The following is a 22,756-nucleotide window of genomic DNA, read 5'->3' as shown; positions in this document are numbered from 1 at the left end:
GCCATAGAGCAAAGTGGTGAGCGAACTCGTAAACCGGGAGCCATCTTCATGGCTGCTCTCTCACCGCTTAACCAACCATGAACCCCAAGGACGAACAGTTTTTCAGGGCCCTGGGCGCTCGCATTGCCTACGCCCGCAAGGCCCACGAACTCACCCAGCAGACACTGGCCGGACAGCCTGGCGTCGCCCAGCAGACACTGGCGCACTACGAGGGTGGAAGGCTGCGGCTGCCTGTGTCACTGCTTCCGGAACTGACCCGCACGCTTGGCCTTTCGGCTGATGAACTGCTCGGCCAGAGCACCACCCACAACAGCAGGCGCGGGCCCATCTCGAAGCTGCAACAGCAGATCGAGGCCATCAGCCAGTTGCCCAAGGCACGGCAAAGGTTCGTCTCCGAGATGCTCGATACGGTGCTGGCTCAGACCCGGCGGTAAAGGAAGGAGATTTCTGAAGTAGAAGAAGCGCGGGCCGGGAGTGCTACCAACACTCTCGGCCCGCTGACCACCACCAACTCACACCAGGAGTTGATCATGGCTGACGCCAATCTTAAACGACGCGCTCCGCGAGCGCACCTGAACGACAGCGCCTGCGTGACGCTGCGCGCCGAACCCGACTACGGCACCGGCCAGCCCGCGCCGGCCTTCATGCCCTGGACGCAGGTCGCCGATATCTGGCTGCAACGCGCGGGCTTTATGCCCGGTCAGCGCATGTACTTCGCCTTCGATTACCGCAATCGATGCCTGACCATCTCGCCCGACCGCGGATAGCAAACCGCAAACACAAACCGCAGCCGCAGCCGGGGTTTGTTTTCAACGTACCCAAGCAAGTTTATAAATCCAGATCCCGGCGATTAAAGTAGAACCGATAACAATAGCAATCCAATAAACGGTCTTCTGACCTCGACTCAACTTCTCGTATTGGCCCGGCCTAAATGATGGTCCAGCGATACCTGTTCCTCCTACTTTTTCTGCCCCAACCCGTAGCTAACAGGATTCACCGCCGTACCCGGCGGGAAGCTAATACCATACTCCACGGAAGTCTGGCCACCTACGCATGGCTGATTCCGCCACCAGCGCCAACAGCAGGGAAGCCCGGGATCGGTACAAGTGTTGACGCATTAGCGCCACCACCGACCTAGTATGCGCTAGATTAAAAAGTCTGGGAGTTCTGCCACTGTTGCAGGCTCGCGTTACGCGGACCCGGCAATCCACGCAGCGATACCGGGCCAGGTATCTTCAACGTGCGCGAGCCCATGAAAAGACCGATATGGCCGCCGGGAACGAGCTTCTGCACGACGTGTTCGAGCGGCGTACCCAGATACTTCGTCGCGTCGAACACCTGCTCCCGCGTCGTGATGTCGTCCGATTCTCCCGCCAGCAGGTAGACCGGACACGTGATCGATTTGAGGTTGAGCGTACGGCCGAGCGCCACGAACGTCCCTTTTGCCAGGCGGTTTTCCCTGAAAATCTGCCGGATGACCTGCAGATACCATCGCCCCGGGAGATCGAGCGGATTCTCGTACCAGCTTTCGAATGCTTCTTCCTTCTTCAGATAAGCCGGGTCGTCCAGGTGCTCATACAGATCGACATGCTCGGAGATATAGTGCTGCTCCGGGTGCATGTTTTTCCAGCCGCGAAGCATGAACCGACCACGCATCAATCCGCCGCCAAGCTTGACCAGATCCTCGTAAAACGACTCGGGCCAGGTATGGACCATCCGTTTGATCGGGCCATCGCCCGCATCGGTATCGATGGGCGAACCCGCCAGAACGAGACTGACCACCTTCTCCGGGAAGCGCGCAGCATACATCGCGGACATCCAGCCTCCCTGGCACAGACCAACGAGCTTCACCCTGCCGCCAACCTCGTCGACACACACATTGAGTTCGGCAAGATACTGGTCGATCTCCAGATCTTTCATGTCTTCCGTTACCGACTTCCAGTCGGTCAGGAAGAGACGCGAAAGCCCGTTTTCGCGTAGCGTCTCCATGAGGCTCTGACCGGGCTGGTAATCCGCGATCATCGCGTGGTGGCCCGCGTAAGGCGCATCCACAATCGTCGGCACCCCCTGGGCATCCGCATCGGAGTAATCGCGTAACACCATCGTCCGCAAGTCCAGCAGCGGCTGGTTGGCCGTCGCCAGCGACGGCTGCAGGCCTGTGTGGAGTTTCTCTTCCTCGGCTATAAACGCGAGGTTCCTCTCCGTCAGCGCCGTACCTGCCTCAAACATCGCGGTCGCGGCGACCAGCGGCCAGAAGATAGGTAGCGCCGGAACCGTCGCTTTGTTACGAGGTGAAGGACTCATCAAAATATCTCCATGCTTGAATGGGCACTCGCGGTCATCCGGTTTGAGAAAGTCGCATCACCCTCCCACCGGGGTCGTTGGGTCAGGGTGCATGACCAGTGTGCCAGTGTGTGCCCGAAAGCCGATTCGTATCAGGCTATTTGACGGCTCGACCGTGCCGGCGGGTCAACGGTCCGGCAGCCGGATCAAAGCGAGCGTGACGAATCAGGATCAGCGCCGGGATGATGAGCGGTTCCGACACGAGGCCCGACACGATGGCCCCTACGGCGGCCGAAAGGCTATAGGTCGGCCATGACGGACCGGGCAGAAGCACGTCCGCCCGTGAAGGACGTTTCTCCTTCGCGTCTCTGCCACCCAAATAACGACCGATGAACGCGTCGGAAAACTTCACCATGTTGTTAGCCACGACCGGCGTCTGCAGGGAAACGGCGCCGAAGCCGCTGATGGTCTCCTCCTGCATCCCGAGCGCCAGTGCCAATCGGGAGTTCGACCGGCACCCGCAACGCGGGATATCCGCGCGCGATACCCGCTATGACGAGCGTTCGGGTTGAGCATCGTGAGGTACAGGCCATCCTTGCCACGGATGTCTCGCAGTTGCTGACGGGTCATGCCGCCCGTTCCAGGGAGTTCGATTTTCAGGACGTCAGCCCCGAACCACGCGGGCACCTGGGTACAGGCCGGCCCCGCCTGTACTCCTGTGAAGTCGCTAACCTTGATACCGCCAGGCGGAAGCTCCATCGCTCAACCTTCGAAGTGTAAGAACGCTATCTCAAATTAAGCGCCTGTTGGAAAACAAAAGCATTGATCCGATTCAAAATATGACGGCTGGAGAACGAGGCCTTCGGTATTGCGGAAGCGGCCCACGAACCTGGCTTCGCAGAGCCAGGCGCGTTTCACCGGGCACTCAAAAAATGGACCGGATCAAACCCTGGCTCCTGTCGGCGCGAGATACGAAGCCGGGTCGAACGCCTGCGCAATGCTTCACAAGGCACCACAGCCGCCGAGAAAGCCCGCAGTTGTCAACTTTTTTTGGCCAACGTATAAACGGTCATATTCCCGCCGATCGAACGGCTTACGGGAGCTGACCACCCAGTACCGGCACATCACGAAGCACGGGCTTCCCCCAGGAAAACTGCCATGCGGTTCGACTACTCCACGCAACACGTTGCCTCAGACCAACGACTCGAGTACTGGCACGATTCCGTTTGTACGCATTTCGTCAGTTGTGAATGCCGTACCGGGGCAACCATGGAGGGACGGATGCACGGGCAGACACTCGGCGCCTTTCACGCCGCTCAATACGCCGCCCTCCACCCCCACTCGTGGCATCGTTCTTATCAGGACGTTCAGCACGATCCCGACGATGGAATCATTATGATTTTTATCGAGTCAGGGTCTGTTGGACTGACGCAGTCGGGACGGGCATCGACACTGCATGCCGGCGATATCAGCATGTATGATGCGGCCCGCCCGTTTGTCATGTCTAACCCGACCTCCATGATGCTCTTGCGCATGCCGCGTCGCCTGCTGCTGTCGCGACTTGCAATGGCCGAACACATGACGGGTAGCCGCATCCCATCGGACATCCCTATTACGGGGGCAATCGGCACCATGCTCAGGGAAGCCATCACCCTTTCGGGCACGGCAACGGAAGCAGTACGCGCGCGTTTAAGCACTGCGCTGCTGGACACGCTCACTGTCGTACTGGAGCTCGTCTCCGGCGTAGAAGCAACCGATCGCCAAAGCGCTCAACATACTATGCTGTACAACAAGGCGATTCACTTCGTCGATGCCAACTTCGACAATTACGACCTGAGTGTCACAGATATCGCAAACGCGCTCAATATCTCGGAACGCACGCTCCTGCGCCTGTTTGCCAAACAAGGGCTCACCCCTTCGCAGCATCTTTCTCACCGCCGCCTCGAACACAGCTTCATGCTGCTATCCGAGCGGCGCGTATCGCAGATCGCTCAGGCCGCCTATCTGAGCGGCTTCAACGATCTTTCGCATTTCTGCCGCCTGTTCAAGAAGCATTTCGGCCACACACCAAGCCAGGTGTTAACCGGCTGATTGGTGGTTGAACGATCAAGACGCGTGGTTCCGACTGTAATTCTCGTGGATCTCTGGTTCGGCGTCAGTCGCGAAGCCATATGCACATGCAACCAGGATCATCGCGGAATAAATTGCGCGCACCCAATCTGAGAACGTCGATACGATTGTCATTCTCTTACCACCTATAGAACGGCTTTAGATCCATCGAGAATGCGGGCTGACCACAGGCCGCCCGCACCGTTGCGCTCGGCCTTATCCCAGATTTGCCGGTAAATCGTCGTATTTTCCGATCCGATAAATTGCGATCGAAATCATCCAGCTAACAAGAAAAAGTCCGATTACCAGATAACCGATCGTGCCGAAATTGTCGGACAAATTCCCGACGAAACCCCAGAATCTCCCTTTGAGATCGAATTCCTGTCCGATAAGCGCCGCCATCTCGATACTACCGATCAACACGGCCACCGCGACCGACACAAACGTGATCGTGATGTTATAAAAGAGCTTGCGCGTCGGCCGCCGGAACGCCCATCCGTAGGCACCGAGCATCAGCAGGCCGTCAGCGGTATCGATCAGCGTCATGCCCGCCATGAACAGCAACGGAAACACCATGATCACGTCGGCCGACATACCTTTGGCTGCCTGAGTCGCAGAGATACCGAACAAAGCCACTTCGGTTGCCGTATCGAAACTCAATCCGAACAGAAAACCAATTGGGAGCATGTGCCAGCTGCGCGTGACAAGCTTGAACAGCGGCCGGAAGAGACGGCTCAGCATGCCGCGCCCGCTCATCAAAATATCCATATCGTCCTCCAGCAGGGTCTCGCCGCGCTTAACGCGGCGGAACGTCTTTATCAAGGACAACAGAATCTGGACATTGACGATCGACAGGGTCAGCAGGAAGATTCCCGAGACCAACGTGGAAATCACCGCGCCCACCGATTTCAACTCATCGAAACGCCCTTCGATGGAAGTTGTCGCAAAAGCCACGGCAACCGACAACATGATCACGATGGTGGAATGGCCCACGGCGAAAAAGAACCCCACGGAAACAGGCCGCTGCCCGGTTTGCATCAGCTTGCGAGTGGTGTTGTCGATCGCAGCAATGTGGTCCGCGTCCACGGCGTGTCGAAGACCGAACGTGTAAGCGAGCAGCGCAGTACCCAGCAATAGCGGATGCCCCCTTAGTGCCACGATGGCATAGATCCATATCGCCAGATTCGCAAGCATGACGAGCGCCGCTATCGCACCGGCCCGCCAACGCATACTGCCTCTGTCACCACTCATAAAACCCACGAGATAGTTCATGTACAGAGCCCTCTCTTCCTTTTGATACGAAGGTTGATCCGGGATATCAGAAAAGTTTCAGCAGACGCAGGGTGGCGTAGATGTCTTGCTTGAAACCTCCGTTAACCTTGATGTCGTGCTCGAGCAACCCCTGGATCTGGAAAGTCGGCGTAACGAACTTGGACACTTCCAGTCGAATCTGGTCGACCCGTGTCGCCTGACCGTTCGCTGCGCCATCGAGGTACTGAACGCCTCCCCAATATTTCGAATATCCGGCAGCGACCGTCCAGGTTTTGTCGGCCGGAGGTGTGTAGGTAAGCCAGCCCTGGAACTGATAGGTATTGTTCTGCCGCAGCGTGCCCGTGCCGGTACCTGTGGCATCGCCATTGTTTCCGTACCACATCACGTCGGCGGAAAGCTGAGTGGCAAACCCATGACCAAGTTGCTGCGTGCCGCCGACCTGCAAATCGAACTTCCACCGGTTTTCACCGAGATTGAGCGTTCGCCCCGGCACATACGCACCAGTCGGGATATAGAGATACGGTACGACAGCAAAGGTTGTTCGCGGGTTGTTTACGAGCCACACCGGAAGGGCCAGGATAGGGTCGCCCGCACCACTAGCCGAGTCCAGTTTCGCTCCGCCCAACGAACCGTCAAACAGTTTTCCATACGGCAGCAGGACCTGCGGAGCGACAACAACTCCGCCTACGCTCATATAGTGAACGTAACGAGCGATACCTACCAACGACTTCATATCCGTTCCGTCTTTATATGTAGTGCCATTGGTCGATACAAAGCTGCCATAGTCCCCATAGCTGAAGTACCCAAGCATTGCGTTGGTACCAGCCGGAGCCGGGATTAGATCCTGAGAATTGAGGTCCACTGCCCGAGCCGGAGCCGCCAGCAAACCAAAAAGCAGTGCAGACGATCCGATATATACCGATGCACTCCTAAATACTCTAAACATCACCAATCCTCCGCTTTATATAGTATTACTTATTTAAACAGATCCAGCTTCTCTCGTTATGGGACAGCAGGCGGCGTCCGCACCCCGCCTGCTGCACTCGCCCCGCGTGACGGCATGAGAAAAATTACTGGAAGTATTCCCGGCCTTTCCGGTTCAATCGGCGCGTGCCGGGCTGACCATCACCGGCGTACGGCGCGGCATATGCATGTGGACATGCTCCGGCGGGCAAGTGGCGTGAGTTAGCGCCACGGGCTGACCATGCGGTGTATTGAGATAGGCCTGCCGCCACTCGTCCGTGCGGCGGGAAATATCGTCCGACACGGTTAACCCAAGCATCGCGACCAGTTTTTCGGTTGCCGCCAACCATTGCCGGTAGTACGTATCGTTTACGCTCTCCCCGTGCAAAGCCGGTGAAGCCTTGATCTCGTCGCTGAAAATTCGGACCCAGTCCGCCCAGGAAAACAGCCCCTTCTTGTACAGATGGACCGTCAGCGAAAAAGCCTGTGCCTGCCAGGGCTCATCGAACGCCGGACCGTCGGCATTTGCCGGGACACTCAAGAACTCCTGATAGTCGAGCGTGGTCGTCATTTTCAGGCCTTCTCGAGATAGTCGTCCCACAGATCGATACGAACCGTGTCCACCGACGAAGCCCCCTCGCCCCACAATTCGGCAGCGGTAAAGCTCACACAGTAAACGTGCTGCGGGTGCGCGCCCTTGCCGTGCGCCGCCGTGTCCGGCGTGACGAACACACCATGATCGATTTCGACGGTCCCGAGCTTGCCCCGCACATAACGCGGCAAGCGGGTATGCGTTGTCGGATTGAAATTCTTCGCGCGAATCCGGTCGCCCACCTCGAACTTGGGTGCAACCACATCGTTCATACGCGCAGAGCCACCGATTTTGACCAGCGTCTCGACCATCTCCTTCTTCAAGGCAGGCGAGGCGACCTTGCCGGATGCCGCCTTCCCGTTGTCGAGTTCCGCCTGCGTTACCACGCCTTTCTCGACCAGCAAGGTTTCGAACGAATGCAGCCAATGCTCGTAGTATGGCGAAGAGAGATATTCGGCAGGGGCCATACGTTCGATGGCATGTCGAAACTCGTCTACGTTGAAGAACCCGCCGGCGAACAGCGCGGGAAACAATGCGAATACCCGCCGCTCCCAATCGTCGTGGAATACCGGTTCGTTCGCTTCGATCGCAACCGGACCATAACCATGCATACCGCCGAAATCGTGTATACCGTTCATACTTTTCTCCTTTCCGAATCGAATGGTGCCGGTTATCTGGCCGTGGGCTGCGTCGGCAGACCAGTCCCGATCATCGAGTCCCGGGTCACGAGTTCAGCCAGCTGGTCCTCGCTCCAGCCTTCCGTTCCAGCCGGTCGCTCAGGAAGGACCAGGTATCGCAGCTCCGCGCTGCTGTCCCATACGCGGACTTCCTTGTCCTCGGGGATCGTCAAGCCAAACTCGGCCAGCACGCCGCGCGGATCAATCACGATGCGGGAACGATAAGGTGCCGTCTTGAACCAGACCGGCGGCAGACCCAGAGTCGGCCACGGATAGCAGGAACAAAGAGTGCAGACCATCACGTTGTGTACGGACGAGGTGTTCTCGACCACCAGCATGTCCTCGCCCTGCACGCCCGTAAAACCCAGTTCCGCGATCGCCGCGGTGCCGTCAGCCAGCAGTCGCGCCTTATAGGCCGGGTCGGTCCAGGCTTTTGCCACCACTTTGGCACCGTTGCGAGGTCCGATTCGGTGTTCATACGTGTCGATCAACTCGTCTAGCGCAGCCGGGTCCACCAGTCCCTTCTCCGTCAGAAGAGATTCGAGTGCCTTGACGCGCAGCGCGATATCCGAAGGCGGTTCAGTGTGTTCATGGTTATGGTCGTGCGACATATCAATCTCCAAACGGTTTACGGTTTTTTAACTTCGCTTCAGCCACTAACGTGTTTCCAGTCCACGGCCTGCTCGTAGGCATAGGCACACCGATAGATAGTCGCCTCGTCGAAACGCTTACCGATCAGCTGCAGACCAATTGGCAGTCCGTCAACCAGGCCACACGGCACTGACATGGCCGGGTGGCCGGAAACATCGAATGGCGTGGTATTGCCCAGCATTTCGAAGGCTCGAGCAAGCGACTCGTCCATCTGGCAACGGGCGTCCGGAAGCCGCGCCGCACGCATTGGCAGGGTCGGTAGCAGCAGCAAATCGTATGAGGCCAGCGCCGCGTCGTAGGCGAGCCGCACGCGACGCGCAAGGTTTTGAGCCTTGGCGTAATAGCGCCCGTTGTAATGGGTCGTGAAGTATTCGCCGAGTACCATCGTGAGTTTGACCGTATCGGGTAGCTCATCGGCTCGGGCGCGCCAGCGCGCATGATGGTCGATCATGCTGGTTATATACATGCCACGCCAATTGAATCCGTGGCTGTTGCCTTTCATCATCTGCTGAGTCGCCCCCTCGGCTGCGATGCCAAGCCAGATCGCCGGAGCGACGGCGTGCAACGGCACCGAGACCTCCTCTACAGTCGCGCCGAGCTTTCCGAGTGTCTCCGCGGCGGCCCGCACGGCAGCATCTACCACAGGTTCCGAATTGGCCAGTCCGAAACCTTCACGCAGAATACCGATGCGCAGACCGCGAATGCCCTGATCGAGATTGGCCGTGTACCTGACGCCTGCCGGAACGTCGATCTGCCGGGGGTCGAGTCCATCGCTGCCGGCAATCACCTCAAGCATCAGCGCATTGTCCGTTACGCTGTTTGTCAACGGCCCGAGGTGGTCGACCGTCGTTTCGATGGGCATCGCGCCGGTATAGGGCACGAGACCATGCGTCGGCTTCATGCCATAGATACCGCAGTTAGAAGACGGAATGCGCACCGACCCGCCCTGGTCGCCGCCGATCGCCATATCGGCCTCACCGGCCGCCACCAGCGCGGCACTACCGGATGACGATCCACCGGCCGAATAGCCAGGCTTGCGAGGGTTCTGTACCGGACCGGTCGAGCTTGTATGCGATCCACCGGAAAAACAGAAGTACTCACATACCGCTTTGCCGAGGATCGTTGCGCCGGCATCCAGCAGGCGTGTGACCACCGTCGCGTCGACGTCGGGCACGTAGCCCTCGAACGTGCTTGCGCCGTTTATCATCGGGACCCCGGCCACGCTCACGTTGTCCTTGATGACCACGGTCCGCCCTTTTAACTTCCCTTCCGCGGCCCCCTGAATCACGGCTTTTCGTTGCCAGGCACCGAAGCGGTTTTCCTCGCCTTCCGGACGATAGCCGGGCAGGCGCGGATAACGCACCTCGGGAAGGAAGTCCGGCAACGAATCGAGCACATCGTAGGCGTCGAAGTTCGCCTGCAATGCGGCGTCGTAGGCCGCAACCTCTCCATCGCTCAGATGGATACCGAGGGAAGTGGCCAGTTCAGAAAGCTGGTCGCGTGTTGGTCGTTTTACTGCCATACGAATCTCCCGAATTCCGCCCCTCGTCGTGAAGATGGCTTGTCACCGATCTTGAAGCGCCGCTTCACAACTGATTTAGGAACCTTGATCAAAATTGTTTACCGACAATGCCGATGTTTATGAAAATAAATTTCACAACACCTTTCACCATCGCATTTCCAGATTTTTTAAATATATCTAACCATTGCCTTAATTCGGTAATGAGAATTTAAAGCAACGAAAATCGAGACACTTGGTGTATCCCGCCAGCCGGCTTGACAGAATCGGACAGTCGAATCTGCCCGTCTGGGTAGCCCGAGATAAGCGCGAGAGATCGTTTTTTCCCGATGACACCATGTCGTCCGGGAGGTCAAGATGTCGGCACGTCACCGACTCTGAATGACTGCATCCCGCATCATTCCCGTACGGGCGTGACAGTTTATGTATTCGTACACCTGATTTTTTGCGTCGAAAACCGATACCTCGTGATAAAGCCTCAGCTTCGAGAGGCCGGCGACGACGCGAAAGAACGTCACGAAAATCCGTAGATGGGTCGGATGAGATTCGGCCCAGCGCTCGAGCTTGTCCAACGAACGCCAGTGCCCGATGTTGTAACTCTCGTCCTGGAGATTTCCGTCCAGATCGATCGATTGCACATAGCGATTGCTGTAGCAGCCATAGTCGTGGCCGTGATCGCGAAGGAAGTCCATACCGGCACGCAATGTCGGCTCGATCTCGCCCAGGTAAAGCTGGCGTTCGTCCTCGCCAGCTTCGCGCCATTCCTGGCCCGAGCGGATCAGCGCGACGTTGTCGTGCCCGCGCACGATCACCCGGCCACTCAGCTCCGGTTTGCCGTGGACGACCTCCAGCGTGCCGTTCGGGCGCATCCAGTCGGTCTGGGAGATCGGGAAGCGATCCCGGATCGAACCCCAGTAGCCATGCTCCTGAACTTCGCCGCTCACTCCGTCCATAATTGCCCCGACCCCCGGAAAGTTGTCGGTAAACGCATAGAGTGTTTCGAACTGCTCGGCGCGCGGCGCGGCAATTTCGCGGAAATAGCCGATACCATCCTTCAACCGTTCATCCGAGTTCCACCATTCGCTGACGCTCGGACTTGCAAGCCACCGATGATGGGCCGCCGGATCACGCCAGTACGCGACAGCGATTAGATTGTCGTAGCCCTCGTTGTCCGGATGGGTTGTCAGGTCGTAGTGGGCAGGACCATCGTCCAGGCCAAAGTCGGCGACGATTTTCCGCAGGGCTTCCAGCGCCCGCGAGCGCATTTCGGAGCCGTGGTATTGCACACCGAAATAGGCCATGACGACCTGGCTCATTTCCTCGCCGGCACGCGCCGCATACATCGGAAACGGCGGCTTGTAATCGTCGGCCACCCGGCGGGAGAGTGTGCGCGGACATTGCAAATGCTTGTCGATCGCGGATTCCATTATTTGCTCCAGTGTGTAGGGATGAGGGACAACCAGTGCGAAGACATCGGCTAACCGCGCTTCGATCCGAATCCGGCTCGCACTCCGCTATGGATCCACGGCCATGCGCGCCGGGAAGCCATGTCGTTTGCATGGGTTGGAGATTAAAAAGCCGAAATAAAACCTTCTGTGCCAGACGGGAACAAAAATTGTGCTGCAGCGGATCTGGCAGGTAAGGTGCACACGGCGGCGCGCTGCGCTGTCACTGATAGCACGTCGCCGACCGACGGGAGGCATCCGCCCTTCCGCCACCAGCCAAGCGACACGGAGGCGGGTTGATTCAGGTGTAAAGCAGCCGACCACGGCGCTGTCTTTTTTTGCCAAACAGATTGGCCGCCAAAAGCAAGCCCGAACGGCCTCCCCCGGCCTACCATGGGATACAGCAAGCTTCCTCGCGGCCATCGACATGAAAAGCCCGATTGCTTGCGCTCCGTGTTTCGGCTTGCACACAGAGCCAATCCTATGCAAATCGGAAGATCGAGAAATCACACCAATGGAGAATCTGCAACATGACCGACGCACAAGCATCCGCGGAACAAAAGCCTTCCCTCTACGAGCGTCTCGGGGGTTATGACGCAATTTATAAATTTGCGGGAGAAGTTCTGAGGACCTGCATGAAGCATCCGGACATTGGCCATATCTGGAGTCACATGTCCGAATCGACTTTTCAAAAGGAACACATTAACTTTGTCGATTTTCTCGTTGTACATTGGGGAGGAAATGCCCAATACAGAGGGCGCGATATGGTGACCGCGCACCGAGGAATGGGCCTGACGGAGGTCCACTGGCAAGCGGTGCTCGAGTGTATGGACGAGTGTTACGAGAACTTCGCGGTTCCGGCCGACATTCGGGAGGAAGTCACTGCTTTTCTGACCAGGTTTAAACCGGCTGTCATTGGCAGTCCGTCCTATCGGGACGTCGTACTCGCACACCCCGAAATGGATGTTTCGAAAGGCATGAAAAGTGTCGGCATCAACTGGCCGAATTCCTGAAGTCCGGTCAGTGTATTGTTGGCGTCGGAGACCAAAATCTCCGGCGCCCGATACTCAGCGGGCGTGGGCCGAAGCTGTGCTCTGTCCCCGGGTAGCTCGCCCGGTGACAGGTGGCATGTGAATTTTCACGCCAAAGCGGCGACCATGCGTCGTCTATATCTGGACGTGACGATTTTGGACGATTACGCTTTCCCGTCCAGTTTTTTTCTATAGGGCACCAGCCATGTCGCAACAGGGTGGCGCGCTTACCACGGCCCCACATTTTGTGACCCGCGGCGATACCGTCGAATGGGATACATCCTGCGTCGAAATCAGCGCAAACGGATCGACGAGCCAGCGCATCGACTTCTGGCGGGAAATGATCCTGCGCCTGTTTGCCGACGTGCAGATCGCGGCGATCCAGAAGCAAGATTTCGTTGGACACGTTCGCTCTCAAAAGTGCGACCGACTTCGCCTTTCAGACATCCAGTCCTCAGACCAGACCGTCAACCGTCGATACAATCACGCTCGTGCGGAATACGAGGATAAGTACTTCGCCATCCTCATGCTCGAAGGCACGCAATCCGTCGAACAGGACGGTAAGGTAGTCACGCTGAAACCTGGCGATTTTGCGCTCTATGACGCGACCCGCCCTCACTTCCTGACTTTTCACCAACCCTGGCGGGAAATCGTGGTCAGCGTGCCCCGCGCGACGCTAGACCAGTTCGTCGCCGGTGTGGAGCAACGCACGGCGACGCCCATCGATACATCGCAAGGCGTAGGCAATATCCTGCGTACCTATCTGGAAGGCATGTCATCCCAGATCGGCGCGGTCAACGATCAGGAAATGCAGCAGCTGTCGGATACCGCCATCACGCTGCTGTCGATGGCGCTCGGCAAGCTCAAGAGCAACGACCTCGCTCAGTCACGGGTAAAGGCGCTTACGTTGACGCGCGTGAAGGCTCAAATCCGTACACAACTCGGCAACCCCGAGCTCGATGCGCAAACGGTAGCCGACGCGGTCGGGCTTTCTCCCAGATACATCAACAAACTCTTCGAGGCGGAAGACTCCTCCTTGATGCGCTACGTCTGGCACACCCGCCTGGAATATTGCGCCAAAGAACTTGCAGCCCCCGTCAGTTCGAACGCGAGAATTTCGGACATCGCCATGAAATGGGGATTTAATGATATGTCTCATTTCAGCCGTGCATTTCGAGAGTGTTTCGACATGTCGCCTCGTGATTGGAGGAAAAACTCGGTGCAAAACCAGACCGGAATTGACCCGACAATGACGGTATCGCTGAACGACGCCGGCATATGACGAACCGGGAAACCTGTTGATGCCCGGAAAGCCGCGTAAAACGAGCTTTCCGGGGAAGACTTTCACCGTTATCGAAGACAGTAAAAGTCTGGGTAGTGACTGAGAGTGCCCCTCACCCCCAGTCGATTGTCAATCTCTCTGCGCCGCGGATCACGTCCCGGCGGCTGCCCGGCGCGCTCAACGCTACGCCGCGGGTTCCATTCAAAGGTTACCCAGCCGCCTCAGCCGCGTGCCTCCGCTGACGCCATGGGGTCGTAGGCCTCCGAGCGCAAGAGCGCATGAAGTTGGCGCCGCCGCACGCCCATGTTGCCACCGTCGTACAGCGGGAAGCAAAGCGCGTCTTGCATGAGGCCGGCCAGAGGATACAGGTCAGTGTAGGCATCGACGCCAACCACGCGCATGGTGTCGTAGACGGCTTGCACGCATAGTTCGGAGCAGTAAACCTTGGTCATGATCGCGAGTTCACGACTGCGTCGATCGGTGAGATCGAGCTGATGGCAAGCTTTCCAGGTTAGATAGCGTGACGCCTCGATACGCATCTTGATATCGGCCAACATGAATCCGACATTCTGATATTCGATTACGGGCACTGGACCGGAACGGTTGTCGGTACGGGCGAACTTCAGTGCCACGTCGAAGGCTGCTCGCATCACGCCTACACATGCTGCGCCGATCAGCGCGGCAGTCCAGGAGAAAGCATCTTCCACGACGCCGATGCCATCGCCTGGCTGACCGATGATGTTCGATGCCGGTACTCGAACATTGTTGAAGTGGATCCGCGGAGATACCGTCGCGCGATGGCCGACTGTGTCAAGAATGCCGGCAATTTCGATGCCGGGGGCGCTGCCGGGCACCATGATGACCGCCAGCGACTGCTGTGGCGGCAGGGCTGGGTCGGTGCGGCAGACGACGCTGTATAAGTGCGCGCCATTGCCATCCCAACCGGTTCCGTTCGTGGTGTAGTGCTTGGCGCCATTAATGACCCACTCGTCACCTTCGAGTCGGGCGAAGGTGCGTACCCCGACAGCCGGATCTGTGCTGTCGTAATTGGAGCCGCCGGTGACTTCGGTGAAGGCCAGCGCAGCCAGGCGAGATCCATCTTCCACGAATTCCGGCAGAAAGCGCTTTTTCTGTTCCTCGGTGCCATGGTGTATCACTGCGTGCAACCCAAGGCCTGTGCCCAGCAGGGCCGAAGGCACGTTCACATCGGCGGTCGTTAGTTCTTCAGCCGCCAACGCGAAGTCCAGCGTGCTGAGTGCCGCGCCGCCGACCGAGGCGGGTAGTAACGCTTTGATAAAGCCGGCATCGGCCATTGCTGCGTAGAACGGTCGCGTGGCATAGAACCGGTCTTCCGGCTTGGGAAAGGGTGCGACGGTCTGCTGGACTTTGCTGAGCACCTGAGCGGCAAAGAGGCGCGCCTCCGCCTGCAGCGCTTGCTGCGATTCGCCGAGCTGGAAATCAATTGCCATGGAAATTCTCCCAACGGTGTGAATGAACACACAGTCTGCACGGCGATTTCCGCAGAGTCGCGGCGATTCGCGCAAAGCCAATTGCCGAAAAGTGCAACTGATGTCAGGCCGATTAAAACCAATGGATGCCATGGAACATGAATACGCGTTGGCATGACAGTTGCTTGATCTACGGTGCGAAAAAAGCAGAGACATTCATCACAAAAAAGGTGCATATAGCTGACTTTTTAGCCGATGAATTGCGTAATGAAGGTGCATGCAAGGAGGCTTCCGGTGTAGTTGGCTAACTGTGCAGGAGACCTTGAATATCTGTGCAAATCGGGCAATCAGCGACACCCTGATCATGGAAAAAGCGGATGGAGCGATGACATGCGGATATGGGAAACCGACGTGCGGCCGGAAGACCAGCAGTTCGCCTATTGGCGGGAGGTCTTATGCGAAGCGTTTGTTTCGCTTGACCCGGTGATCAAGCCAAACGACCAGCCATTCCTGGGGCGAGTCAGTTCCCATGATCTCTACCAAACCGCACAGACGCAGATTTTCTCCCGCGGACAGTTCATCAACCGGCGTTGGGAGGAAATTCGACGCAATCCGGTGGAGTACTGCTTTGCCAATTTTCAGCTGGAAGGCTCTTGTGTCGTGCGCCAGGATGGCCAGGAAACACTCGTAAGCCCGGGCGGCTTCGCTGTCGTAGACTCAACGCGTCCTTACTATCTGGATTTCCGCGAGGATTGGCGTGTCTTGTCGTTTCGAATTCCCAGGAGCCAGTTGATTTCACGCCTCGCGTCACCGCGGCAGGCGATGGCACGTGCTGTAGATGGAAAGGGCGGCCTGGGCCTGGTTGCGTCCCGATTCGCCTGTTCGCTTGAGCGTATCAACACGGACACCGGCATTGATGCTCAGGAGGGGCTGAGTACAGCTCTCAATAGCGTTATCGCCATCACATTGGGGGCAACGCTAGCCTCTCAGGAGGGCGACCGACAACCTGTGCGGGAAGCATTTCGACGGGCCATCGAGACCTACATCAGCGACCATCTGGCCGATCCGTTGCTGAGCCCCAATACGATTGCCATGCGATTCGGCGTATCGCGTCGCACTCTTTATGGCTTGTTTGAAGATAGTGCGCTATCTGTCAGTGGCCTGATCCGCGAGCAGCGTCTGTTGCGAAGCGCGCGCGATCTGCAGAGCCCCGCGTGCCGTGGCGTCCTTGCCGTTGCGATGCGATGGGGGTTCAACGATGCCTCGCATTACTCGCGAATTTTTAAAAAGAGATTTGGCGTGTCGCCTCGCGAATTTGCTTCACGGCAGTAATGCCGCGGCTCATCGCCTGGCGCACGATCCCGTCGAAGATTGCCTGATACGCCGTCGTGTCGGTGAAGCGCCGCCGACGATTCCGCGAGAACGTCGAGGCATCGGGCACCTTGCCGGTCAGGCGAAAGCCCGCGAAGATGAGTCAGTCGAGCCGGATCGACGATCGCAGCCGCATGTTCAGCCGGTCGACGAGCCAAACCAGTCCGCCGCGCCAGAAGCCGTACAGGCGCGCCTGATGGCTTCGATACAACATCGCGTGACTGAACTGCGCGAGCCGTCCCCGGATCGTCGTCCGCTTGAACAGCCCGAATTTTCCGAGCGAGCCGAACGCGTCGTAATCGGCCAGCGACACCAGCGCCCCGAAATCCCGATAGACGAAATCCGGAATCGGCTGTCCGCGCAGCACCGCACCCGGAAGATGACGGATCAGATGCTGCGCCTGCTGGTGGGCGACCTGCGCGGTCGGCGCGAGCGGCCTTTCAGCGCCGGCCGGCGTGTAGCTTGCGCAGTCGCCAACCGCATAAATCGCGGGGTCGCGCGTCGTCTGCAACGAAGGCTGCACGACAAGCTGGTTGCCGCGCGTCGTCTCCAGACCGTCGAGGCCGGCCAGAAATTCCGGTGCCTTCACGCCCGCCGCCCAGACTTTCAGCGACGCCTCCACCCGTCCACCACCACCAAGCTCGAATCCATCGGCCGTGGCCGCCGTTACCCGCGTACCCGTCATGACCTCGATACCCAGCGTTCCGAGTCGTGCGCGCGTAGCAGCCGAGATGTCCTCCGGGAAAGCCGCCAGCAGACGCGGACCGCTTTCGATCAGGGTAATGCGAATCCGCGACGCCAGTCCCTTTGCGCCGTATGCCACGGCGGCCTCGGTCAGCTGCACCAGTTCCGCCGCGAGTTCCACACCGGTTGCACCGCCGCCGACGATCGCAATCGACAGGTCCTGTTCCCGCGTGAGACACTGCAGCATTCTGATCCGCACCTCCTGATTGAACGCGTCGGCCTGCCGGCGCGAATCGATGCGGAAGCAGTGCTCCTGCACACCGGGTGTCCCGAAATCATTGGCCTCGCTGCCGATCGCGATGACCAGCGCGTCATAGCCGAGCCGCCGTGCGGGCACGAGCAGGCGACCATCGGGCGCGTGCAGCGGCGCAAGCTTGACTATGATCCGGCGACGCAGCGCTTTCCGTCGATCGTGACGATCGAGGTCTATCCGCAGCGGCTCGGATCGGTGCTCGACAAGCTGCCGAAAATCGAAGGCACCGACGACCAGCGCGCTGCGCAGTTCCTCGCCGGGATGGTTGCGCACGGGACTGGAGCATCGGCCCCATGACTTGCTGCTTCGACTGCATGGGCAGATCGGTACCTTGAAGCAGCAAAAAACTGACCGGCGCATCGCTCACGTTCGAGACTTCGTGATGAGTACCCGGCTCTACCCGCCAGCGCTCCCCCGCTCCCAGCTCGACGTTGCCGGCAGGAAATCCGGTCGTAATCGTCAGTGTTCCCGACAGCACGAAATAGTGGTCGGGGCGCAGGCGACGAACGTGCCACGGAATCCTGTCGCCGGGAGCTAGATCGAAGACGCGCGGCATGAGCGCCGGCTGCCTCGCACGCCGTGAATGCGAAGCTCTTTTTTATCGGGTCACAGTCCCGCCCGAAACGGAACTGGCTTTGGCGATAATGCCATCGTCAAACTGACTTATCCCGACGAACAGGTCGGACCGATAGAGCCTGTCCCAGCGGTACCGCGTTTCATCCCGCCTTCCGTCGTGACCCGCCCCGGCGAAAACACTTCCGCGGAGGCGGGCCTCGGCAAAGTCATTGCTCCTCCCCTACCGGCGAAGTTGCAGAGAAAACCGCCTCGGGCAGGGAGGCCGCGGCCGGCTCCGCCCAGCTTACCGGCTGCAGCCGCGTGCGATCGACCCGCAGCGAAAACACGTCGAAGCGATTGTAATAACCGACCACGTCGTGAAACTGCTTCGGCTCGATGCAGCGATTCAGGTCGAAATCCGCGTACGCGATGCCCTCCTCGTCGCTCAGCGAATCGCCCACCGGCGTGCCGGTCGGATCGACGAACATCGTCACCGCACGCGGCGAACCGTCGAGCACCGCCGCTGCACCGGGGTCGCGGGCAACGAGAAAGTCGCGCATTCCGGCATCCATATAACCCGCGCAGATGATGCCGAACGCCTTGGCCTCGAACGAATGCGCCCCGGCGCGCAGCCGGTTCGCCGCCACGTTGTCGAAATTGCCGCCGGTGACGGGCCGGCGCGTCGGCCACAGCGCCGGCCAGCTCGAAATATGAATCTGCTCGCCCTGCGCGATCAACGTATAGCGGGCGAGCGGATTCGTGTTTTCGCCGCAGATCAGGTTGCCGATGCGGCCGATGCGGGTATCGATGACCTGCAGACCGGCGCCGTCGCCCGCGGCCCATACGAGCTTTTCGTAAAACGTCGGCACGAGTTTGCGATGCAGGTTTTGCACTTCGCCACGATCGTCGATCAACACGTTCGAATTCCACAGGCAGCCGACGCTCGCACGCGACCGCTCGCTGAAACCCATCGATACGAACACGCCGTTGCGCCGCGCTTCCGCGGCGATTTCGGCGAGTTCGCCGCCGTCCGCGTACAGGCTCTCCTCGGCGAAACGTTCGAACAGATCGTGATTGTCGATCGGCGCCCACAGCGACGCCCATACCGGAAATGCAGGAATGTAGGACTCGGGAAAGGCGACCAGTTGCGCGCCGTGGCGGCTCGCCTCGCGAATCAGCGAGACCGCTTTCGCGACGGTCGCGCGCTTGTTGAGGAAAACGGGGGCTGCGTGGACTGCAGCGACCTTGACGGTCGGAAGACTGGACATGGTATCGGCTCAGCGGGTTAGATCGGGTGGTTCAGTGATCGACTGCGGAAATCGCGCCGTAGCCCGTTTCGCGGCGTACGACCAGTTCCGCCCAGCGTTTGCGGGCGGTCGTGTCGCGCGTGAACAGAGAGACGAGGACGACGAGGAGAAAACCGACCGGAATCGAGATGATCCCGGGATTGCGCAGGCCGATGAGCGGCGCTCTCAGCCCGACGATGCTCGTCGCGTCGGCAGGGATCGCATCGGCGGCAGCCTGAGCGGCTGCGCGGCGCTGCGTCAACTGACGGACTTTTTCGATGGCCGACGGCGGCGTGGCGGCGAGTTGCGCATCAACGGCCGCGATCTGCCGCAACGCGTCGTCTCGCACCATCGACGGATAGGTCATGTTCGGCGACACCAGCACCAGCGCGATGGCCGCCAGCGTTCCGCCGACGATGCCGACGAGCACGCCCTGCGTGGTCGTCCGCCGCCAGTAGAGCGTCAGCACCAGCGCGGGCAGATTGGCCGACGCGGCGACCGCATAGCCGAGCCCGACCAGTTGCGCGACGTTCTGGCCGCGCTCGAGGATGCTGACGGCGACCGCGACGGCGCCCACGGCAAGCGTCGCCACGCGCGCGGCCGCAACCTGCTGCCTGTCCGTGGCCCGGCCTTGCCTGATCGCACCGACGTAGACGTCGTGCGCGAGCGCCGACGCGGCGGCCAGCGTGAGTCCGCTCACCACGGCGACGATCGTCGCAAACGCCACCGCGGCGATGAACGCGAGCATCAGATCGCCGCCGACGCTGCCCTGCCCGCCTGTCAAAGCCTGCGCGAGCAGCGGCGCCGCGAGGTTGCCGCCCTTGTCGAGCGAGACGATCAGCGGCGCGCCGACGAAATACGCGGCCGCGAATCCGATCACGATGATCGACAGATGGCAGACGCCGATGCCGAGCATCGCCCACATCACCGACTGGCGCGCGGCCTTCGCGTCCTTCACGGTGAACAGACGCATCAGGATGTGCGGCATCGCGGCGGTGCCGAGCACGAGCGCGAGGCCGAGCGAAAACAGTTCGAGCGGTTTGTTCAGATACAGGCCCGGTTCGAGAAAGCGCCAGCCGAGCGCTTCGCCGGTCGGGCCGGTCGCGTCGTGAGCAGCCACGAGAGACGCGACGTGCGCCTGCACCAACGGGCTGTGCACGACCGCATCCATGAACGCGGGAACGCGGAACCCGAACGGCAGCCATGCGAGGACAACGAGGAAAAACGACGCACCGATCAGCAGCACGGCCTTGATCACCTGCACCCACGTCGTCGCCTTCATGCCGCCGCACGCGACGTAGATCAGCATCAGGCCGCCGACGCCGCATACGGAGACGTCGTAGTCGATACCGACGAGCGCACGCACGATAACCGCGCCGCCGACGATCTGCGGAATCATGTACGCGAGCGCGACAACCACGCTCGATATGGCGGACACCGCCTTGGTCGCGCGAAAGCCGTTGCGTGCGACCAGTACGTCGCCGATCGTATAGCGGCCGAGATTGCGGCACGGTTCGGCGACGAACAGCAGCACCGGAATGAACGCCGCGAAGAATCCGACGAGGTAGATTGTCCCGTCGAAACCGTACAGCGCGATGAGTCCCGACGCGCCGAGGAAGGCCGCGGCCGACAGATAATCACCGGCGATCGCGAGGCCGTTCTTCACCGGGCCAATGGTGCCGCCCGCTGTATAAAAGTCCCCGGCCGTACGGTTGCTGCGCGATGCGAACCAGGTAATCAGCAGGGTCGACGCGATGACAAGACCGAACACTAGCCACGTAAGCAGTCGATGGCTGACGGCGGAGCCGGTCACGTTCGCCGCATGGGCCGACGCAGCCGATGCGCAGCAAACGGCGGCGGCGACACGCAGGCTAATACGCATGGTGTTCCTCCGCGAACGCGTTGCCGGTCTCGTGGTCGGCGGCCGCGCGATCGATCGCGGCCGTGCGGCGCATGAACACGTAGACGATCAGTCCTCCGAATGGGTATTGCGACACGGCGAACAGGGTGCCGAGGTTGATCCCGGCGGCCAGCCGGATCCGGAACACGTCGGGCGCCCACGCGATCAGCGCGGGAATGGAAAAGTAATACAGCGCGGACAGGACGCCGAGCATGCCGATCGTGCGACGCCGCCGGCGTGCCGCCTGCCTGAAGCGCTCGCTTGCCAGTACGGCCTCCCAGTCGGGATCGAGGTCGGTCATCAGATTCCTCCGTCAGGTGGTCAATTGCGGCCGAACCGGACCTCCGGCGGCACCCCGAAAGTCTATGAAAGTCGCAAAGTCCCACGAACCGGAAAACAATCTATGGCCTGTGCAATTTTGCACAGCGAGAATGGTGGCGGAAAAAAACGTAGGTGCCGCCATGAACCTGAATCGCCTGAGTTGGGACGACCTGCGCGTGTTTCTCGCGGTCGCCCGCGCGGGAAGCCTGTCGAAGGCCGGCCGGCTGCTCGGCATCGACCACGCGACCGTCGGCCGGCGGGTTTCGGCGCTCGAATTCGCGCTCGGCACGCCGGTTTTCGAACGCGACCGACAAGGATACCGATTGAACCCGCAGGGCCGCGAAATGCTGGGGCTCGTCGAGGCCGTCGAGGCGAACGTGCTGACGCTGGGGGATTTGCTGAATGGAGAACAGCCGGGGCTTGCCGGTCACGTGCGCATCGCCACGATGGAAGGCATCGCTTCGCTTTACCTGAGCGAGCAGTTCGTAACGCTCAAACGCCGCCAACCGGGTATCACGATCGAACTGGTCACCTCGTCGACGGACGTGCGCATCTCCCATCGCGAAGCGGATCTTTTCATCGGATTTTTCGAACCGCGGGGAAGCAATCTGGAGATCACGCGGGTGGGCCGCTTCGCGCTTCATCTCTACGCGCATCCCGACTATCTCGCTGAATTCGGCACGCCGAACACTGCCGGCGAATTGAACCGCCACCGCTTCGTCGGTTACATCGACGAATTGATCCAGCTCGATGCCGTACGCTGGCTCGACGATGCAGTCGCCAACCCGCCGATTGCCTTTCATTCGACCAGCATGATCTCCCAGATGTTCGCGGCGGCCGCCGGCGCCGGCATCGTGATGCTGCCGACTTTCGCCCGGCCCAAGCGGTTCGGGCTCGCGCCGGTACTGGCCGAGCAGATAAAGGTCACGCGCGACGTATGGATGAGTTCGCATCAATATCTTCGGCGGGTGCCGAGAATCACGGCGGTGGCGGCGTTTCTGGCGGAGATCATGAGACGGGACTATCCGCCGGAAACCTCCGCTGCCGGCCGCGA

20 protein-coding genes and 4 pseudogenes are annotated in these 22,756 nt (G+C 59.8%); 7 read left to right on the top strand and 17 right to left on the bottom strand.

Features of this window, described 5'->3' with window-relative positions; translation table 11 throughout:
* Positions 1-77: 77 nt before the first annotated feature.
* Positions 78-434: a helix-turn-helix domain-containing protein gene (locus BHE01S_RS25950; RefSeq protein ID WP_042268901.1), complete on the top strand. Its 357-nt coding sequence runs from the start codon at positions 78-80 to the stop codon at positions 432-434.
* Between the two features lie 96 nt (positions 435-530).
* Positions 531-767, top strand: a complete 237-nt coding sequence (locus BHE01S_RS25945) for a hypothetical protein (protein ID WP_042268900.1) — start codon at positions 531-533, stop codon at positions 765-767.
* 422 nt (positions 768-1,189) lie between these two features.
* Here the strand turns inward: BHE01S_RS25945 and BHE01S_RS25940 are convergent.
* The 3 genes and pseudogenes from BHE01S_RS25940 to BHE01S_RS39265 form a co-directional block, all read right to left on the bottom strand.
* Positions 1,190-2,304 (bottom strand): annotated as a pseudogene (locus BHE01S_RS25940) (alpha/beta fold hydrolase).
* Between the two features lie 136 nt (positions 2,305-2,440).
* Complete coding sequence (locus BHE01S_RS25935) at positions 2,441-2,782, bottom strand: hypothetical protein (RefSeq protein WP_052406116.1); 342 nt, start codon at positions 2,780-2,782, stop codon at positions 2,441-2,443.
* A gap of 56 nt (positions 2,783-2,838) precedes the next feature.
* Positions 2,839-3,042 (bottom strand): annotated as a pseudogene (locus BHE01S_RS39265) (CoA transferase); the annotation flags it as partial.
* 399 nt (positions 3,043-3,441) lie between these two features.
* On the opposite strand from BHE01S_RS39265, the gene BHE01S_RS25930 reads away from it, so the two are divergent.
* Positions 3,442-4,374, top strand: coding sequence for an AraC family transcriptional regulator (locus tag BHE01S_RS25930; RefSeq protein WP_084069223.1), 933 nt, complete (start codon positions 3,442-3,444; stop codon positions 4,372-4,374).
* Positions 4,375-4,608: 234 nt separating this feature from the next.
* Here BHE01S_RS25930 and BHE01S_RS25925 read toward each other — a convergent pair whose 3' ends face one another.
* The 7 genes from BHE01S_RS25925 to oxdA all read right to left on the bottom strand — a co-directional run bounded on the left by BHE01S_RS25925 (position 4,609) and on the right by oxdA (position 11,493).
* Positions 4,609-5,664 carry a HoxN/HupN/NixA family nickel/cobalt transporter gene (locus BHE01S_RS25925; RefSeq protein ID WP_042268898.1) on the bottom strand — a complete coding sequence of 352 codons (1,056 nt, stop codon included), beginning with the start codon at positions 5,662-5,664 and terminating at the stop codon, positions 4,609-4,611.
* A 46-nt stretch (positions 5,665-5,710) separates the two neighbouring features.
* Positions 5,711-6,475, bottom strand: coding sequence for a transporter (locus BHE01S_RS25920; RefSeq protein WP_281177773.1), 765 nt, complete (start codon positions 6,473-6,475; stop codon positions 5,711-5,713).
* 288 nt (positions 6,476-6,763) lie between these two features.
* Positions 6,764-7,198, bottom strand: coding sequence for a nitrile hydratase accessory protein (locus BHE01S_RS25915; protein ID WP_042268897.1), 435 nt, complete (start codon positions 7,196-7,198; stop codon positions 6,764-6,766).
* Positions 7,199-7,200: 2 nt separating this feature from the next.
* Complete coding sequence (gene nthB / locus BHE01S_RS25910) at positions 7,201-7,857, bottom strand: nitrile hydratase subunit beta (RefSeq protein WP_042268896.1); 657 nt, start codon at positions 7,855-7,857, stop codon at positions 7,201-7,203.
* A 32-nt stretch (positions 7,858-7,889) separates the two neighbouring features.
* Positions 7,890-8,507, bottom strand: a complete 618-nt coding sequence (gene nthA, locus BHE01S_RS25905) for a nitrile hydratase subunit alpha (protein ID WP_042268895.1) — start codon at positions 8,505-8,507, stop codon at positions 7,890-7,892.
* A gap of 38 nt (positions 8,508-8,545) precedes the next feature.
* On the bottom strand, positions 8,546-10,069 hold the full coding sequence (locus BHE01S_RS25900; RefSeq protein WP_042268894.1) for an amidase: 1,524 nt from the start codon (positions 10,067-10,069) through the stop codon (positions 8,546-8,548).
* A 365-nt stretch (positions 10,070-10,434) separates the two neighbouring features.
* Positions 10,435-11,493, bottom strand: coding sequence for an aliphatic aldoxime dehydratase (gene oxdA, locus BHE01S_RS25895; RefSeq protein WP_042268893.1), 1,059 nt, complete (start codon positions 11,491-11,493; stop codon positions 10,435-10,437).
* Positions 11,494-12,041: 548 nt separating this feature from the next.
* Between oxdA and BHE01S_RS25890 the strand changes: the two genes are divergently transcribed.
* Entirely contained in the window at positions 12,042-12,524 is a 483-nt protein-coding gene (locus BHE01S_RS25890; RefSeq protein WP_042268892.1) for a group I truncated hemoglobin, read from the top strand.
* A 223-nt stretch (positions 12,525-12,747) separates the two neighbouring features.
* Positions 12,748-13,824 carry an AraC-like ligand-binding domain-containing protein gene (locus BHE01S_RS25885; RefSeq protein WP_042268891.1) on the top strand — a complete coding sequence of 359 codons (1,077 nt, stop codon included), beginning with the start codon at positions 12,748-12,750 and terminating at the stop codon, positions 13,822-13,824.
* Between the two features lie 221 nt (positions 13,825-14,045).
* On the opposite strand, the gene BHE01S_RS25880 is transcribed toward BHE01S_RS25885, so the two are convergent.
* Positions 14,046-15,293, bottom strand: coding sequence for an acyl-CoA dehydrogenase family protein (locus BHE01S_RS25880; protein WP_042268890.1), 1,248 nt, complete (start codon positions 15,291-15,293; stop codon positions 14,046-14,048).
* A gap of 369 nt (positions 15,294-15,662) precedes the next feature.
* Between BHE01S_RS25880 and BHE01S_RS25875 the strand changes: the two genes are divergently transcribed.
* Positions 15,663-16,604 (top strand): helix-turn-helix domain-containing protein, encoded by a 942-nt coding sequence (locus BHE01S_RS25875; protein WP_042268889.1) that lies wholly within the window; start codon positions 15,663-15,665, stop codon positions 16,602-16,604.
* Here BHE01S_RS25875 and BHE01S_RS38045 read toward each other — a convergent pair.
* The 6 genes and pseudogenes from BHE01S_RS38045 to BHE01S_RS25855 form a co-directional block, all read right to left on the bottom strand.
* Positions 16,603-16,740: pseudogene (locus tag BHE01S_RS38045) on the bottom strand (transposase); the annotation flags it as partial. The gene BHE01S_RS25875 and the pseudogene BHE01S_RS38045 overlap by 2 nt on opposite strands.
* 6 nt (positions 16,741-16,746) lie before the next feature.
* On the bottom strand, positions 16,747-17,913 hold the full coding sequence (locus BHE01S_RS25870) for an NAD(P)/FAD-dependent oxidoreductase (RefSeq protein WP_245639862.1): 1,167 nt from the start codon (positions 17,911-17,913) through the stop codon (positions 16,747-16,749).
* A 76-nt stretch (positions 17,914-17,989) separates the two neighbouring features.
* Positions 17,990-18,196: pseudogene (locus BHE01S_RS39910) on the bottom strand (cupin domain-containing protein); the annotation flags it as partial.
* 226 nt (positions 18,197-18,422) lie between these two features.
* A complete protein-coding gene (locus BHE01S_RS25865; protein ID WP_042268888.1) occupies positions 18,423-19,463 on the bottom strand; it encodes a carbon-nitrogen hydrolase family protein in 1,041 nt (346 codons plus the stop codon).
* A 31-nt stretch (positions 19,464-19,494) separates the two neighbouring features.
* Positions 19,495-21,363, bottom strand: coding sequence for a solute symporter family protein (locus BHE01S_RS25860; protein ID WP_042268887.1), 1,869 nt, complete (start codon positions 21,361-21,363; stop codon positions 19,495-19,497).
* The gene (locus tag BHE01S_RS25855) at positions 21,353-21,682 is read right to left on the bottom strand and encodes a DUF485 domain-containing protein (protein WP_042268886.1); all 330 of its coding nucleotides are present in this window, start codon (positions 21,680-21,682) and stop codon (positions 21,353-21,355) included. Before BHE01S_RS25855 ends, BHE01S_RS25860 begins: the two co-directional genes overlap by 11 nt.
* Before the next feature lie 160 nt (positions 21,683-21,842).
* On the opposite strand from BHE01S_RS25855, the gene BHE01S_RS25850 reads away from it, so the two are divergent.
* Positions 21,843-22,756 (top strand): LysR family transcriptional regulator (locus tag BHE01S_RS25850; protein ID WP_042268964.1); only part of this gene is annotated, 914 nt, incomplete at its 3' end.

Source organism: Paraburkholderia heleia NBRC 101817, assembly GCF_000739775.1.
In the GTDB taxonomy this organism is placed as follows: domain Bacteria; phylum Pseudomonadota; class Gammaproteobacteria; order Burkholderiales; family Burkholderiaceae; genus Paraburkholderia; species Paraburkholderia heleia.
Note: the sequence above shows the minus strand (reverse complement) of the source record. Positions and strands in the feature narration are given on the sequence as shown.

What these genes read in the sequence shown, in the direction of transcription:
- BHE01S_RS25950 (WP_042268901.1), top strand. Translation starts at nt 78, where the DNA reads ATGAACCCCAAGGACGAACAGTTTTTCAGGGCCCTGGGCGCTCGCATT.
- BHE01S_RS25945 (WP_042268900.1), top strand. Translation starts at nt 531, where the DNA reads ATGGCTGACGCCAATCTTAAACGACGCGCTCCGCGAGCGCACCTGAAC.
- BHE01S_RS25930 (WP_084069223.1), top strand. Translation starts at nt 3,442, where the DNA reads ATGCGGTTCGACTACTCCACGCAACACGTTGCCTCAGACCAACGACTC.
- BHE01S_RS25925 (WP_042268898.1), bottom strand. Translation starts at nt 5,664, where the DNA reads ATGAACTATCTCGTGGGTTTTATGAGTGGTGACAGAGGCAGTATGCGT.
- BHE01S_RS25920 (WP_281177773.1), bottom strand. Translation starts at nt 6,475, where the DNA reads ATGCTTGGGTACTTCAGCTATGGGGACTATGGCAGCTTTGTATCGACC.
- BHE01S_RS25915 (WP_042268897.1), bottom strand. Translation starts at nt 7,198, where the DNA reads ATGACGACCACGCTCGACTATCAGGAGTTCTTGAGTGTCCCGGCAAAT.
- nthB (WP_042268896.1), bottom strand. Translation starts at nt 7,857, where the DNA reads ATGAACGGTATACACGATTTCGGCGGTATGCATGGTTATGGTCCGGTT.
- nthA (WP_042268895.1), bottom strand. Translation starts at nt 8,507, where the DNA reads ATGTCGCACGACCATAACCATGAACACACTGAACCGCCTTCGGATATC.
- BHE01S_RS25900 (WP_042268894.1), bottom strand. Translation starts at nt 10,069, where the DNA reads ATGGCAGTAAAACGACCAACACGCGACCAGCTTTCTGAACTGGCCACT.
- oxdA (WP_042268893.1), bottom strand. Translation starts at nt 11,493, where the DNA reads ATGGAATCCGCGATCGACAAGCATTTGCAATGTCCGCGCACACTCTCC.
- BHE01S_RS25890 (WP_042268892.1), top strand. Translation starts at nt 12,042, where the DNA reads ATGACCGACGCACAAGCATCCGCGGAACAAAAGCCTTCCCTCTACGAG.
- BHE01S_RS25885 (WP_042268891.1), top strand. Translation starts at nt 12,748, where the DNA reads ATGTCGCAACAGGGTGGCGCGCTTACCACGGCCCCACATTTTGTGACC.
- BHE01S_RS25880 (WP_042268890.1), bottom strand. Translation starts at nt 15,293, where the DNA reads ATGGCAATTGATTTCCAGCTCGGCGAATCGCAGCAAGCGCTGCAGGCG.
- BHE01S_RS25875 (WP_042268889.1), top strand. Translation starts at nt 15,663, where the DNA reads ATGCGGATATGGGAAACCGACGTGCGGCCGGAAGACCAGCAGTTCGCC.
- BHE01S_RS25865 (WP_042268888.1), bottom strand. Translation starts at nt 19,463, where the DNA reads ATGTCCAGTCTTCCGACCGTCAAGGTCGCTGCAGTCCACGCAGCCCCC.
- BHE01S_RS25860 (WP_042268887.1), bottom strand. Translation starts at nt 21,363, where the DNA reads ATGCGTATTAGCCTGCGTGTCGCCGCCGCCGTTTGCTGCGCATCGGCT.
- BHE01S_RS25855 (WP_042268886.1), bottom strand. Translation starts at nt 21,682, where the DNA reads ATGACCGACCTCGATCCCGACTGGGAGGCCGTACTGGCAAGCGAGCGC.